The organism is Neorhizobium sp. BT27B, from assembly GCF_050455485.1.
GTDB lineage: Bacteria > Pseudomonadota > Alphaproteobacteria > Rhizobiales > Rhizobiaceae > Neorhizobium.
On the sequence record NZ_JBCIYT010000001.1, the window covers coordinates 268,167 to 283,387 of the forward strand.

The window sequence follows — 15,221 nt, forward strand, 5'->3', positions numbered from 1 at the left end:
TCCCTTACTTCGCGGCCGACTTGACGGCATCGCGGACGATGATCCAAGCGCCCTTCGAACCGGGAACGGCACCCTTTACGAGGATCAAACCACGATCTTCGTCGGTGGATACAACTTCCAGATTCTGCGTGGTTACGCGGGTCGAACCCATGTGACCAGCCATGCGCTTGCCCTTCCAGACCTTGCCCGGATCCTGGTTGTTACCAGTAGAACCGTGCGAACGGTGCGAAACGGACACACCGTGCGTGGCGCGAAGACCGCCGAAGTTATGGCGCTTCATGGCGCCAGCAAAACCCTTACCGATCGAGGTGCCGGTCACGTCGACCAGCTGGCCGGCCGAGAAGTGGCTCGGGGTCAGAGACTGACCAACTTCGATAAGGTTGTCGCTGGAAACGCGAAACTCTACGAGCTTCGCCTTCGGCTCGACTTCAGCAACGGCAAAATGACCGCGCAGAGCCTTGCTCGTATTCTTGACCTTGGCAGTACCAGCACCAAGCTGGACAGCCGTATAGCCATTCTTTTCATCGGTACGCTGGGCTACCACCTGGCAGTTTTCCATGCGCAGTACCGTTACCGGGATATGCTCGCCGGCGTCGTTGTAGACGCGGGTCATCCCAAGCTTCTGTGCAATTACACCTGAACGCATCGGTTCAATCCTTCTCACTCAACCCGAGACCTGGCCTCAGAGCTTGATTTCCACGTCGACACCAGCGGCGAGGTCGAGCTTCATCAGAGCATCGACTGTCTGGGGCGTCGGATCGACGATGTCGAGCAAGCGCTTATGCGTGCGCATTTCGAACTGCTCGCGGCTTTTCTTATCGACGTGGGGAGACCGGTTGACCGTAAACTTCTCGATTCGAGTCGGAAGCGGAACGGGGCCCCGGACGCTAGCTCCGGTGCGCTTCGCCGTCGACACGATCTCGCGCGTAGAAGCGTCGAGAATACGGTGATCGAATGCCTTAAGGCGAATGCGGATATTTTGGCCGTTCATTCGACGTTATCCTTGTTATCTAGTTATCCGTGCACCGAAAAAACGGAACACAGGTTCTTCGTACCTAAAGGCGGGACCACCGGTGTCAAAGATCGAGAGAGACCCCGGCGAACCGTGGCTCTTTCCAGTCTTCGGGCCCAAAGGACCCACCTTTATATTGATTTGCAGCAGACGATTCGCTGGCCAAAGCCGCTTTTCACTGCGCTCACGCGCCATCTGCTACATTTTTATGTCATACGCAAGGGTCTACCCCGTTTGCGCATGAAAAAAGCATGAATAAAGGGATAAGGGCGCCGCGAGCGGCGCCCTTACCTGTCTTATTCTACGATCGAGGCAACGATGCCGGCGCCGACGGTACGGCCGCCTTCGCGGATAGCGAAGCGCAGCTTTTCTTCCATCGCGATCGGAACGATCAGCTCAACAGCAACCGTGACGTTGTCGCCCGGCATAACCATTTCCGTGCCTTCCGGCAGCGAAACGATACCGGTCACGTCCGTCGTGCGGAAGTAGAACTGCGGACGGTAGTTGGTGAAGAACGGAGTATGACGGCCGCCTTCTTCCTTCGTCAGGATGTAGGCTTCTGCCATGAACTTCTTGTGCGGCTTGACCGAACCCGGCTTGCACAGGATCTGACCACGCTCGACGCCGTCACGCTGTACGCCACGGATCAGCGCGCCGACGTTGTCGCCGGCCTGGCCCTGGTCGAGCAGCTTGCGGAACATTTCAACGCCGGTAACCGTCGTCTTGGTCGTGTCGCGGATGCCGACGATTTCGACTTCTTCGCCAACCTTGACGATACCACGCTCGACGCGGCCGGTCACAACAGTACCACGACCCGAGATCGAGAACACGTCTTCGATCGGCATCAGGAACGGCTGGTCGATCGGACGCTCAGGCGTCGGGATGTAGGCGTCGACCTGAGCCATCAGCTCGCGGATCGCGTCTTCACCGATCTTCTTGTCCGAATCGTTCAGAGCGGCCAGAGCCGAACCCTTGACAACCGGAACGTCGTCGCCCGGGAAGTCGTAGGACGACAGAAGTTCGCGAACTTCCATTTCCACGAGTTCCAGCAGCTCTTCGTCGTCGACCTGGTCGACCTTGTTGAGGAACACGACCAGAGCCGGAACGCCAACCTGACGAGCAAGCAGGATGTGCTCGCGGGTCTGCGGCATCGGGCCGTCGGCAGCCGAGCAAACCAGGATCGCGCCGTCCATCTGCGCTGCACCGGTGATCATGTTCTTGACGTAGTCGGCGTGGCCGGGGCAGTCGACGTGCGCGTAGTGGCGGTTCGGCGTCTCATACTCAACGTGTGCCGTCGAGATGGTGATGCCGCGTGCCTTTTCTTCCGGTGCAGCGTCGATCTGGTCGTACGCCTTGAACTCGCCGAAATACTTCGTGATCGCTGCCGTCAGAGACGTCTTGCCGTGGTCGACGTGGCCGATCGTGCCGATGTTCACGTGCGGCTTGTTACGCTCAAACTTGCTCTTTGCCATTGCAGGCTCTCCATTTTATGTGGACCGTTTCAGGTCCTAATTCTTGTTTGATCGCCCCGGCTTTGAGACCGGGGCGTAGTCTGGTGTCGTATTCCGATTACTTCTGACCGGAATACTTAGCCTGGATTTCGGTCGCGACGTTCGACGGAACCGGTGCGTAGTGATCGAAGGTCATCGAGTACTGCGCGCGGCCCTGCGACATGGAGCGCAGGTTGTCGACGTACTTGAACATGTTCGCAAGCGGAACGTGTGCGTTGATGACGATAGCGATGCCGCGCTGTTCCTGGCCCTGGATCTGGCCACGACGCGAGTTCAGGTCGCCGATAACGTCACCGACATAGTCTTCCGGCGTTACGACTTCGACCTTCATCATCGGCTCTAGAAGCTGTGCACCAGCCTTCTTTGCTGCTTCACGGAAGCAGGCACGCGATGCGATTTCGAAGGCGAGAACCGACGAGTCGACGTCGTGGAAGGCGCCGTCGATGAGGGTCGCCTTGACGCCCAGCATCGGGAAGCCAGCCAGCGGACCCGAAGACAGAACGCTCTCGATACCCTTCTGAACGCCCGGGATGTATTCCTTCGGAACAGCACCGCCGACGATCTTGGATTCGAACAGGAAGTCTTCGCCATCCGGGTTCGGTTCGAAGACGATCTTGACGCGCGCGAACTGACCGGTACCACCGGACTGCTTCTTGTGCGTGTAGTCTTCTTCGTGCTGACGCGTGATGGTTTCGCGGTAGGCAACCTGCGGAGCACCGACGTTGGCTTCAACCTTGAACTCGCGACGCATACGGTCAACGAGAATGTCGAGGTGAAGTTCGCCCATGCCGGCGATGATCGTCTGACCCGATTCCTGGTCAGTCTTGACGCGGAACGACGGATCTTCAGCAGCCAGACGGTTGAGCGCGAGGCCCATCTTTTCCTGGTCGCCCTTGGACTTCGGCTCGATCGCGATCTGGATGACCGGCTCGGGGAATTCCATCCGCTCGAGGATAACCGGCTTCAGCGGATCGCAGAGCGTATCGCCAGTGGTGGTTTCCTTGAGGCCAGCCAGAGCAACGATGTCGCCTGCAAAGGCTTCTTCGATGTCTTCACGGCTGTTGGAGTGCATCTGCAGCATACGGCCGACACGCTCGCGCTTGTCCTTGACCGTGTTGATGACAGACGAACCCTTTTCGAGCTTGCCCGAATAGATACGTGCGAAGGTGAGCGAACCGACGAAGGGGTCGTTCATGATCTTGAACGCCAGCATCGAAAGCGGCTCCGAGTCGTCAGCGTGACGCTCGATTTCGGCTTCGGTCTTGAAGTCGATGCCCTTGATCGCGGGGATGTCCATCGGCGACGGCAGGTAGTCGACAACAGCGTCGAGCAGCGGCTGAACGCCCTTGTTCTTGAACGCGGTGCCGCAGAACATCGGGTGGAACTTGACGTCGATCGTGCCGCGGCGAACCAGTTCACGGATCTTGTCATTGTCCGGCATGTCGCCGTTCAGGTAGGCTTCCATTGCCTCTTCGTCGATTTCGACGACCTGTTCGATCATCTTCTCGCGATATTCGGCAGCCTTTTCCTTCAGGTCGTCCGGGATCTCGACAACGTCCCATGCAGCGCCGAGCGATTCGTCGCGCCATACGAGAGCGTTCATCTCAACCAGGTCGACAACGCCCTTGAATTCGGTTTCTGCACCGATCGGGAGCTGCATGACGACTGCGATGGCGCCAAGACGGGTCTTGATCATCTCGACCGAGCGGTAGAAGTCCGCACCGGTCTTGTCCATCTTGTTGCAGAAGATCATGCGCGGAACGTTGTACTTCTCAGCCTGACGCCAGACGGTTTCCGTCTGCGGCTCTACGCCGGCGTTGGCATCGAGAAGAGCAACCGCACCGTCGAGCACGCGCAGCGAACGTTCGACTTCGATGGTGAAGTCAACGTGGCCGGGGGTGTCGATGATGTTGAAGCGGCGCATCTTGCCGTCGCGACCCTTCCAGAAGGTCGTGGTGGCAGCGGAGGTGATCGTGATGCCACGCTCCTGCTCCTGCTCCATCCAGTCCATGGTGGCAGCGCCGTCATGAACTTCACCGATCTTGTGCGACTTGCCGGTGTAATAGAGAATACGCTCGGTGGTCGTGGTCTTGCCGGCGTCGATATGCGCCATGATACCGAAGTTGCGGTAGTCTTCGATTTTATATTCGCGAGCCATAATGACTGCCTTTCGAAATTCGATCGGTTAAGATTACCAGCGGTAGTGCGAGAAGGCGCGGTTGGCGTCAGCCATCTTATGCGTATCTTCGCGCTTCTTGACAGCGGAACCACGGTTGTTCGAGGCATCCATCAGTTCACCGGACAGGCGGTCAACCATGGTGGTCTCGTTGCGCTTGCGGGCAGCAGTGATCAGCCAGCGAATAGCGAGTGCCTGACGGCGCTCCGGACGAACGTCGACCGGGACCTGGTAGGTAGCACCACCAACGCGGCGCGAGCGTACTTCAACATGCGGCGCGATATTCTCGAGCGCCTGATGGAAGATCGCCAGCGGCTCGGACTTTGCCTTTGCCTGCACGCTATCGAAGGCACCGTAAACGATGCTTTCAGCAACCGACTTCTTGCCATGAAGCATGATGGCATTCATGAACTTCGTGACGACCAGATCACCGAACTTCGGGTCCGGGTTGATCTCACGCTTCTCTGCACTATGACGTCTGGACATACGTTCCGTCTCTCAATTGTTGCGGGCGCTTTATCACGCGGAGAACCTCGCGCAGCGCCAAATAGGTTTTGTTGACCGAAGATTACTTCGGACGCTTCGCGCCGTACTTGGAGCGACGCTGCTTACGGTTCTTGACACCCTGGGTATCGAGAACGCCGCGGATGATGTGGTAACGAACGCCCGGCAAGTCCTTTACGCGGCCGCCACGGATCATGACGACAGAGTGTTCCTGCAGGTTGTGACCTTCACCCGGAATATAACCGATGACTTCGAAGCCGTTGGTCAGACGGATCTTGGCGACCTTACGCAGAGCCGAGTTCGGCTTCTTCGGCGTCGTGGTGTAGACGCGGGTGCAGACGCCACGCTTCTGCGGGTTTTCCTGCAGAGCCGGGACCTTGTTGCGCTTGACCTGTGCCTGACGAGGCTTGCGGATCAGCTGGTTTACGGTAGGCATATAACCATCCCTTGCAAAATAATCTCGTGACCCCTTTTGAGGGCCGGTTTCGCCGTTTCCGGCCGCGACGCACACATTCCAACATGCACAAAACGTGGCCCCACCCTGTCTCGGAAGGACCACGGAAGGCAGAGGACGCGTTCAAAAAACGCGTCGTGCGTGCAGCATTCTTGTCTTCAACGTGCGCATGGAAGCCTGTTTGAGGCATATTTCCGACACGTGTCGTGCCGGATAGTGCAGCCTCACATCTCTTCCGATGCGGCGCGTTTACTGTTTCCGTCCCGGCGCGTCAAGGGAGAAAACGAAATTACCCCCTGCCCGACCTGGGCAAGCGCCTTGTTTTCCGGCCTTTATACGCCATTTCCGGGGAATTGCGACACAGGTTCGGTGATGCCGGTGGGAATCGGCTGGCAAAGCCGTTAAGAATCGATAAAGACCTGAAAGGCACCTGCCCACGGCACTGCCGCCAGCCTCGGAAATGGAAAAACGCATGATCGACACGCCCGACAACGACAACACTCTCGACGAACCAATGATCTTCATCATCATCGGCAAGGGGTATGAATCGAAGACGAGCGAAGGCACGGAGATGCATATCCTGCTGCGCGCGCCCGATGATGACACCGCCGTACGCGACGCGCTCAACGCGCTGTCCGAAGAAGGTTTTCTCGAAGCGGACCTCGACCAGATCGGTGTCCTGACGCAAGAGCCCGTGGATGAACCGCATGCCTCCGCCTATCAGGGCGCTCTCGAAGGCGAAGTGTCGATCATCCGCTTCACCTCCTGACCCACACGCCGCACGCCGCTGCGGCGGCCCGTGCGACGCCGTTCAGGCCATACGATACGCCCACGCCTCCACCGCGTGGGCGTTTTCGTTTGTGCATCATCCATGATCCCGGATTGCTCCGGACAGTAAAAAAGCCGCCCGGATCACTCCGAGCGGCTTCATTTTTATCGGAAGGACCGACCCTGCTTATTCAGCCGGGGTCTTCTCCGGGTTCATGTCCTGCAGCATCGGGGTGGCAGAGCCAGCGCCCGAACCCTTCTTGCGCTCATCAAGGATGAGTTCGTCGCGCGAAGTGGCGATGCGGCGGATCTGCGTCATGGTCCCGCCGGTACCAGCCGGGATGAGGCGGCCGACGATGACGTTTTCCTTCAGACCCTGCAGTGTGTCCATCTTGCCGGCGATGGCAGCTTCCGTGAGAACCTTGGTGGTTTCCTGGAAGGATGCAGCCGAGATGAAGGACGGCGTCTGCAGCGATGCCTTGGTGATGCCGAGCAGAACCGGATCGCCGTAAGCGGGCTTCTTGCCCTCTTCCTCGAGCCGTTCGTTGGCTTCGTCCAGTTCGATACGATCGACGTTGTCGCCGACGATGTACTGGCTGTCACCACTGTCGGTGATCTCGACCTTCTGCAGCATCTGGCGAACGATCACCTCGATGTGCTTGTCGTTGATCACAACGCCCTGCAGTCGGTAGACTTCCTGGATTTCGTTGACCAGGTAGGAAGCGAGTGCTTCCACGCCCTTGATCGCCAGGATGTCGTGCGGCGCCGGGTTACCGTCGAGGATGTAATCACCCTTTTCGATATAGTCGCCTTCCTGAAGGTGGAAGGGCTTGCCCTTCGGGATCAGGTATTCGACCGGCTCGACACCGTCTTCTGCAGGCTCGATCATCACGCGACGCTTGTTCTTGTAGTCGCGGCCGAGGCGGATCGTACCATCGATCTCAGCGATGATGGCGTGGTCCTTCGGACGACGAGCTTCGAACAGTTCGGCAACGCGCGGCAGACCACCGGTGATGTCCTTGGTCTTGGCGCTTTCCATCGGAACACGCGCAAGAACGTCACCCTGCGACACCTTCTGGCCCGGTTCTACGGACAGGACGGCCTCGACGTTGAGGTGGAAGCGGGCTTCGCCACCACGCGACAGCTTCAGGATCTGGCCTGCATCGTCCTTGATGACGATTGCCGGCTTGAGATCGACACCGCGCGGCGTCGAACGCCAGTCGATGACCTGACGCTTGGTGATGCCGGTGGATTCGTCGGTGGATTCCGAAACCGAGATCGAGTCGACCACGTCTTCGAAGGAAACCGTACCGGCGACTTCCGTCATCATCGGGCGTGTGTATGGGTCCCACTCTGCCAGACGCTGACCGCGACGAACCTTGTCACCATCATCGACATGCAGCTTCGAACCGTAGGCAACGCGCTGCGAAGAACGCTCCACGCCACGCTCGTCCAGGATCGTCACCGCCATGTTACGACCCATGGCGACAAGAACGCCTTCCGAGTTGCGCAGCATGTTGCGGTTCTTGATCAGGATCGTGCCTTCGTACGACGCTTCCAGGAACGACGAGTCAACCACGTTGGCCGTACCACCAAGGTGGAACGTACGCATGGTCAGCTGCGTGCCCGGCTCACCGATAGACTGAGCAGCGATAACGCCGACTGCTTCGCCCATGTTGACCGGCGTACCGCGAGCAAGGTCGCGGCCGTAGCAAACCGAGCAAACGCCGGTCTGGACTTCGCAGGTCAGTGCGGAGCGAATGCGGATCGACTGGATGCCAGCCTTTTCGATTTCGATGACATCCGGCTCGAGGATCATGCGGCCGGCATCAACGATGCGCTCACCCGTGACCGGATGATCGATGTCGTCGAGAGCCGTACGACCCAGAACGCGGGCGCCGATCGATGCAACGACCTGGCCGGCGTCAACGATGGCGGTCATGGTAAGACCGGTCTCGGTGCCGCAATCGACGAGGTTGACGATGCAATCCTGGGCGACGTCAACGAGACGACGCGTCAGGTAACCGGAGTTAGCCGTCTTCAGAGCCGTGTCTGCGAGACCCTTACGGGCACCGTGGGTCGAGTTGAAGTACTCGTTAACGGTCAGACCTTCCTTGAAGTTCGACGTGATCGGCGTTTCGATGATTTCACCCGACGGCTTGGCCATCAGGCCGCGCATGCCGCCCAGCTGACGCATCTGGTTCGGTGAACCACGAGCACCCGAGTGCGACATCATGTAGATGGCGTTCATCTGCTTCTGGCGACCGGTTTCCGGATCGAACTCGACGGCCTTAATGCGGGCCATCATGTCTTCGGCAACCTTCTCGGTGGCCTTACCCCAGGCGTCGACGACCTTGTTGTACTTTTCGCCCTGAGTGATCAGACCGTCATTGTACTGCTGTTCGTATTCCTTCACCAGGGTTTCGGTGTCACCGACGATCTTGGCCTTGGTTTCAGGAATGATCATGTCGTCCTTGCCGAACGAAATGCCGGCGCGGCAGGCATGCTTGAAGCCCAGCTGCATGATGCGGTCGCAGAAGATGACCGTGTCTTTCTGACCGCAGTGACGGTAGACCGTGTCGATCATCTTGGAGATGTTCTTCTTGGTCATTTCCTGGTTGCAGGTCTCGTAAGGGACCTTGAAGTTCTTCGGCAGAAGTTCGCCGATGATCATACGACCAGGTGTCGTCTCATGGATCTGCGAAACCGGCTTGCCTTCTTCGTCGACCGTCTTGAAACGACCGCGGATCTTGGCATGCAGGGTCACGACCTTGTTTTCCAGAGCATGGAGCAGTTCGCCCATGTCGGAGAAGACCATGCCTTCGCCCGGCTCGTTCTGGTTCATGATCGATAGGTAGTACAGGCCGAGAACCATGTCCTGCGACGGAACGATGATCGGTGCACCGTTAGCCGGGTGCAGGATGTTGTTCGTCGACATCATCAGGACGCGGGCTTCGAGCTGAGCTTCCAGCGACAACGGCACGTGAACGGCCATCTGGTCACCGTCGAAGTCGGCGTTGAAGGCCGTGCAGACGAGCGGGTGCAACTGGATAGCCTTGCCTTCAACCAGGATCGGTTCGAAGGCCTGGATGCCCAGACGGTGCAGCGTCGGTGCGCGGTTCAACAGGACCGGATGCTCGCGGATAACCTCGTCGAGGATATCCCAGACTTCCGGCTTTTCCTTTTCAACCAGCTTCTTGGCCTGCTTGACGGTCGAGGAATAACCCTTGGCGTCGAGGCGGGCGTAGATGAACGGCTTGAACAGTTCGAGCGCCATCTTCTTCGGCAGGCCGCACTGGTGCAGCTTCAGTTCCGGACCCGTCACGATAACCGAACGACCGGAATAGTCGACGCGCTTGCCGAGAAGGTTCTGGCGGAAGCGGCCCTGCTTGCCCTTGAGCATGTCGGACAGCGACTTCAGCGGACGCTTGTTGGCGCCGGTGATGACGCGGCCACGGCGGCCGTTGTCGAACAGCGCGTCCACAGATTCCTGCAGCATGCGCTTTTCGTTGCGGATGATGATGCCCGGAGCGCGCAGTTCGATCAGGCGCTTCAGACGGTTGTTACGGTTGATGACGCGACGATAGAGATCGTTCAGGTCAGACGTCGCGAAGCGGCCGCCATCGAGCGGAACCAGCGGACGCAGGTCCGGCGGGATAACCGGCACGACCTTCATGATCATCCATTCCGGGCGGTTGCCGGACTCGATGAAGTTCTCGACGATCTTCAGTCGCTTCATGAACTTCTTCTGCTTCAGATCAGACGTCGTTTCCGCCAGATCTGCACGCAGGTCACCAGCCAGCTTGTCGAGGTTCATCGACGCCAGCATTTCGAAGATGGCTTCAGCACCGATCATCGCCGTGAACTGATCTTCACCGAACTCGTCGATGGCGATCATGTATTCCTCTTCCGACAGAAGCTGATTTTCCTTCAGCGACGTCAGGCCAGGCTCGGTGACGATGTAGTTTTCGAAGTAGAGAACGCGCTCCACATCCTTCAGCGTCATGTCGAGCAGCGTCGAGATACGCGAAGGAAGCGACTTCAGGAACCAGATATGGGCAACCGGAGCTGCGAGCTCGATATGGCCCATGCGCTCACGACGAACGCGCGACAGCGTGACTTCGACGCCGCACTTTTCGCAGATGATGCCCTTGTACTTCATGCGCTTGTACTTGCCGCACAGGCACTCATAGTCCTTGATCGGACCAAAGATGCGCGCGCAGAACAGGCCGTCACGTTCCGGCTTGAAAGTACGGTAGTTGATGGTTTCCGGCTTCTTGATCTCGCCGTAGGACCACGACAGGATCTTTTCCGGGCTCGCAATCGAGATCCGGATCGAATCGAAGTGCTGTGCCGGCACTGTCGGGTTGAAAAGGTTCATGACCTCTTGGTTCATGCCTGTCTCCTTGATGGGGCGCGAAGGCCCTCAAACGGGTCGTGCTCGACAAATTCCCGGGCTGTCGAACCAGACCCTTAAATGACAAAGGACGCCAGTGATGGCGAAACTCCCCTCACCTTTCCGGTTGCCCGGCGGTTAAGGGAATGGTGTGCGCAATTTCTCACGCACACCGTTGTCAAAGTATTATTCGGCTGCGTCCGGCAGCTGACCTTCCGGCTGGTTTTCGAGCTTGGAATTCTCCAGCTCGACCGACAGACCGAGCGAGCGCATTTCCTTGACGAGAACGTTGAAGCTCTCCGGAATGCCCGCTTCGAACGTGTCGTCGCCACGTACGATCGCTTCGTAGACCTTGGTACGGCCTGCCACGTCGTCCGACTTCACGGTCAGCATTTCCTGCAGGGTGTAGGCGGCGCCGTAGGCTTCCAGAGCCCAGACTTCCATTTCCCCGAAGCGCTGGCCACCGAACTGCGCCTTACCACCGAGCGGCTGCTGGGTGACGAGCGAGTACGGACCGATCGAACGCGCGTGGATCTTGTCGTCCACAAGGTGGTTCAGCTTGATCATGTACATGTAGCCGACGGTTACCTTGCGGTCGAACTGCTCGCCGGTACGGCCATCGTAGAGAACCGACTGACCGCTTTCGTCCAGACCAGCCTTCTTCAGCATGGCAGCAACGTCAGGCTCATGCGCACCGTCGAAGACCGGCGTTGCGATGGAGAGACCACGCTTGGACTGCTCGGCCAGACGAATGAGAGATTCGTCGTCGAAGGTCGAAACCTCGTTATTGGCCTGGCTTTCGTAAGCTTCGGTCAACTCCTGCTTGAGCTCGGTGATGTCGTTCGATGCCTTGTACTCTTCGAGCATCTGACCGATGCGCTTGCCCATACCGGCGCAAGCCCATGCAAGATGCGTCTCGAGGATCTGGCCGACGTTCATGCGCGAAGGCACGCCCAGCGGGTTCAGAACGACGTCGACATGGGTACCATCTTCCAGGAACGGCATGTCTTCGACAGGCACGATACGCGAGACAACGCCCTTGTTACCGTGACGGCCGGCCATCTTGTCGCCCGGCTGGATCTTGCGCTTAACAGCCACGAAGACCTTGACCATCTTCATGACACCCGGAGGCATTTCGTCGCCGCGCTGTACCTTCTCGACCTTGTCCATGAAGCGGTGCTCGAGGAGCGACTTCGATTCGTCGTACTGGGCACGCAGAGCTTCGACTTCGCCCTGAACCTTTTCGTCTTCGACTGCGAACATCCACCACTGCGAGCGGGGGTATTCGGAGACGATGGCGTTGGTCAGTTCGACGCCCTTCTTGAAGCCCTTCGGGCCGGCAACCGACATCTGGCCGCGCAGCATCTCGATCAGACGGCCGTAAACGTTACGGTCGAGGATCGCCTGCTCGTCGTCACGGTCCTTGGCGAGGCGTTCGATTTCCTCGCGCTCGATCGCCATCGCACGTTCGTCCTTTTCAACGCCGTGGCGGTTGAAAACGCGAACTTCGACGATGGTGCCGAACGTGCCCGGAGGCATGCGCATGGAGGTGTCGCGAACGTCGGACGCCTTTTCACCGAAGATGGCGCGCAGAAGCTTTTCTTCCGGCGTCATCGGGCTTTCGCCCTTCGGCGTGATCTTGCCGACGAGAATGTCGCCAGGAGCGACTTCCGCACCGATGTAGACGATACCGGCTTCGTCGAGGTTCTTCAGCGCTTCTTCCGAAACGTTCGGAATGTCGCGCGTGATTTCTTCGGGACCAAGCTTGGTGTCACGTGCCATCACTTCGAATTCTTCGATGTGGATGGAGGTGAACACGTCGTCCGACACGATACGCTCGGAGAGCAGGATCGAGTCTTCGTAGTTGTAACCGTTCCAGGGCATGAACGCGACGAGCGCGTTGCGGCCGAGTGCCAAGTCACCCAGGTCCGTCGACGGACCGTCGGCGATGATGTCGCCCTTGTTCAGAATGTCACCGACGGCGACGAGCGGACGCTGGTTGACGCAGGTGTTCTGGTTCGAACGCTGGAACTTCATCAGGCGGTAGATATCGACGCCGGACTTGCCGGATTCGAGGTCTTCCGTGGCGCGGATAACGATACGTGTCGCGTCGACCTGGTCGACCACGCCGCCACGACGGGCAGCGATGGCAGCACCGGAGTCACGGGCAACGACCGGTTCCATGCCGGTACCGACGAACGGCGCTTCAGCGCGAACGAGCGGAACGGCCTGACGCTGCATGTTCGAGCCCATGAGAGCGCGGTTGGCGTCGTCGTTTTCGAGGAACGGTATCAGAGCCGCGGCAACCGAAACCAGCTGCTTCGGCGAAACGTCCATCAGGTTGATGGTGTCGCGCGGGGACAGCATGACTTCGCCGGCATGACGGCAGACGACGAACTCTTCGACGAACAGGCCGTCCGTGGTCAGCTCGGAGTTTGCCTGGGCAACGTAGTACTTCGCTTCTTCCATTGCGGAGAGATAAACGACGTCCTTCGTGACCTTGCCGTCAACGATCTTGCGGTACGGGCTTTCGATGAAGCCGTACTTGTTGACGCGGGCAAAGGTGGCCAGCGAGTTGATCAGACCGATGTTCGGGCCTTCCGGCGTTTCGATCGGGCAAATACGGCCGTAGTGGGTCGGGTGAACGTCGCGGACTTCGAAGCCTGCGCGCTCGCGGGTCAGACCACCCGGTCCAAGAGCCGAAAGACGGCGCTTGTGGGTGATTTCCGACAGCGGGTTCACCTGGTCCATGAACTGCGACAGCTGCGAGGAACCGAAGAACTCGCGAACGGCGGCAGCTGCCGGCTTCGCGTTGATCAGGTCCTGCGGCATCACGGTGTCGATTTCGATCGAGGACATACGTTCCTTGATCGCGCGTTCCATACGCAGGAGACCCAGACGGTACTGGTTTTCCATGAGCTCGCCGACCGAACGAACACGGCGGTTGCCGAGGTTGTCGATGTCGTCGATTTCGCCCTTGCCGTCGCGCAGCTCGACCAGCATCTTGACCACGGCCAGGATGTCGTCCTTGCGGAGTGTACGAACGGTGTCTTCGACCTGCAGGTCGAGGCGCATGTTCATCTTCACGCGGCCAACGGCGGAGAGGTCGTAACGCTCCGCATCGAAGAACAGCGAGTTGAACATGGCTTCGGCGGAATCCATGGTCGGCGGTTCACCCGGACGCATGACGCGGTAGATATCGAACAGAGCGTCCTGACGGTTCTCGTTCTTGTCGACCGAAATCGTGTTGCGGATGTAGGCGCCGACATTGATATGGTCGATGCCGAGAACCGGGATCTCGTCGAAACCGTTCTTGAGAATGATCCCGAGGGTCTTCTCGTCGATTTCGTCGCCGGCTTCGAGATAGATCTCACCGGTTTCGTAGTTGACGACGTCTTCGGCAAGATAGTTGCCGTACAGATCGTCATTGCTGGCCTTGAGAGCCTTGAGGCCCTTTTCGGTCAGCGTGCGAAGCAGACGCGGGGTCAGCTTCTTGCCGGATTCGACAACGACTTCGCCGGTATCGGCGTCGATCATGTCGGACAGCGTCTTGGCACCCTTGAGGGTTTCCGCGTTGAACGGAATGCGCCAGCCGTCACCGTCGCGTTCGTAGTTCGACTTCGAATAGAAGGTCGACAGGATTTCTTCGCCATCCATGCCGAGGGCCATCAGCAGCGAAGAAACCGGGATCTTGCGACGACGGTCGATACGGGCGTAAACGATGTCCTTGGCGTCGAATTCGATATCGAGCCAGGAACCGCGGTAAGGAATAACGCGAGCAGCGAAGAGCAGCTTGCCGGAAGAATGGCTCTTGCCCTTGTCGTGGTCGAAGAAGACGCCCGGCGAACGGTGCATCTGCGACACGATAACGCGCTCGGTGCCGTTCACGATGAACGTACCGTTATTGGTCATGAGCGGCATGTCGCCCATGTAGACAGACTGTTCCTTGATGTCCTTGATGGACTTCGCGCCTGTATCCTCGTCGATATCGAACACGATGAGGCGCAGCGTCACTTTCAGCGGCGCTGCGTAGGTCAGATCGCGCTGACGGCATTCATCAACGTCGAACTTCGGCGGTTCGAATTCGTAGGACACGAATTCGAGCATCGAGGCACCGGAAAAATCGGTGATCGGGAAGACGGAGCGGAAAACCGCCTGCAGCCCCTCGTCGGGGCGGCCGCCTTGCGGCTCGTCTACCATAAGAAACTGATCGTAGGACGCCTTCTGAACCTCGATGAGGTTCGGCATCTGCGTAACTTCAGGAATTTTTCCGAAAAACTTGCGTACGCGCCTGCGACCGTTGAACGAAAGGGTCTGAGCCATCGTCGCTCCTTCAAAATTGCATCCGGGCCTGCAACGGACGGGTGTCGATGGCCAGTCGATCCCGTCGAACATGGGTG

The 15,221-nt window shown here is 58.7% G+C and carries 9 protein-coding genes; 1 reads left to right on the plus strand and 8 read right to left on the minus strand.

Annotation, left to right across the window (positions count from 1 at the left end; genetic code table 11):
• Window positions 1–4: 4 nt before the first annotated feature.
• From rplC to rpsL, 6 genes are all read right to left on the minus strand, one after another.
• Window positions 5–646 carry a 50S ribosomal protein L3 gene (rplC, locus tag AAIH70_RS01475; RefSeq protein WP_132273292.1) on the minus strand — a complete coding sequence of 214 codons (642 nt, stop codon included), beginning with the start codon at window positions 644–646 and terminating at the stop codon, window positions 5–7.
• A 36-nt stretch (window positions 647–682) separates the two neighbouring features.
• Window positions 683–991, minus strand: coding sequence for a 30S ribosomal protein S10 (rpsJ, locus tag AAIH70_RS01480; protein ID WP_003507767.1), 309 nt, complete (start codon window positions 989–991; stop codon window positions 683–685).
• A 317-nt stretch (window positions 992–1,308) separates the two neighbouring features.
• Window positions 1,309–2,484, minus strand: a complete 1,176-nt coding sequence (gene tuf / locus AAIH70_RS01485) for an elongation factor Tu (protein WP_132273282.1) — start codon at window positions 2,482–2,484, stop codon at window positions 1,309–1,311.
• A 97-nt stretch (window positions 2,485–2,581) separates the two neighbouring features.
• Window positions 2,582–4,681, minus strand: coding sequence for an elongation factor G (fusA, locus tag AAIH70_RS01490; RefSeq protein WP_132273291.1), 2,100 nt, complete (start codon window positions 4,679–4,681; stop codon window positions 2,582–2,584).
• Window positions 4,682–4,714: 33 nt separating this feature from the next.
• Window positions 4,715–5,185 (minus strand): 30S ribosomal protein S7, encoded by a 471-nt coding sequence (rpsG, locus tag AAIH70_RS01495; protein WP_132273290.1) that lies wholly within the window; start codon window positions 5,183–5,185, stop codon window positions 4,715–4,717.
• Window positions 5,186–5,267: 82 nt separating this feature from the next.
• The gene (rpsL, locus tag AAIH70_RS01500; protein ID WP_003507760.1) at window positions 5,268–5,639 is read right to left on the minus strand and encodes a 30S ribosomal protein S12; all 372 of its coding nucleotides are present in this window, start codon (window positions 5,637–5,639) and stop codon (window positions 5,268–5,270) included.
• A gap of 490 nt (window positions 5,640–6,129) precedes the next feature.
• Here rpsL and AAIH70_RS01505 point away from each other — a divergent pair, with 490 nt between their 5' ends.
• Entirely contained in the window at window positions 6,130–6,426 is a 297-nt protein-coding gene (locus tag AAIH70_RS01505) for a transcriptional regulator (RefSeq protein ID WP_132273289.1), read from the plus strand.
• Window positions 6,427–6,612: 186 nt separating this feature from the next.
• On the opposite strand, the gene rpoC is transcribed toward AAIH70_RS01505, so the two are convergent.
• Window positions 6,613–10,821, minus strand: coding sequence for a DNA-directed RNA polymerase subunit beta' (rpoC, locus tag AAIH70_RS01510; protein ID WP_132273288.1), 4,209 nt, complete (start codon window positions 10,819–10,821; stop codon window positions 6,613–6,615).
• A 186-nt stretch (window positions 10,822–11,007) separates the two neighbouring features.
• On the minus strand, window positions 11,008–15,144 hold the full coding sequence (rpoB, locus tag AAIH70_RS01515; protein ID WP_132273287.1) for a DNA-directed RNA polymerase subunit beta: 4,137 nt from the start codon (window positions 15,142–15,144) through the stop codon (window positions 11,008–11,010).
• Window positions 15,145–15,221 lie beyond the last annotated feature (77 nt).

Coding starts and splice junctions, on each gene's coding strand:
- fusA (WP_132273291.1), bottom strand. CDS start 4,681: ATGGCTCGCGAATATAAAATCGAAGACTACCGCAACTTCGGTATCATG.
- rpoB (WP_132273287.1), bottom strand. CDS start 15,144: ATGGCTCAGACCCTTTCGTTCAACGGTCGCAGGCGCGTACGCAAGTTT.
- rpsG (WP_132273290.1), bottom strand. CDS start 5,185: ATGTCCAGACGTCATAGTGCAGAGAAGCGTGAGATCAACCCGGACCCG.
- rplC (WP_132273292.1), bottom strand. CDS start 646: ATGCGTTCAGGTGTAATTGCACAGAAGCTTGGGATGACCCGCGTCTAC.
- rpsJ (WP_003507767.1), bottom strand. CDS start 991: ATGAACGGCCAAAATATCCGCATTCGCCTTAAGGCATTCGATCACCGT.
- rpsL (WP_003507760.1), bottom strand. CDS start 5,639: ATGCCTACCGTAAACCAGCTGATCCGCAAGCCTCGTCAGGCACAGGTC.
- rpoC (WP_132273288.1), bottom strand. CDS start 10,821: ATGAACCAAGAGGTCATGAACCTTTTCAACCCGACAGTGCCGGCACAG.
- AAIH70_RS01505 (WP_132273289.1), top strand. CDS start 6,130: ATGATCGACACGCCCGACAACGACAACACTCTCGACGAACCAATGATC.
- tuf (WP_132273282.1), bottom strand. CDS start 2,484: ATGGCAAAGAGCAAGTTTGAGCGTAACAAGCCGCACGTGAACATCGGC.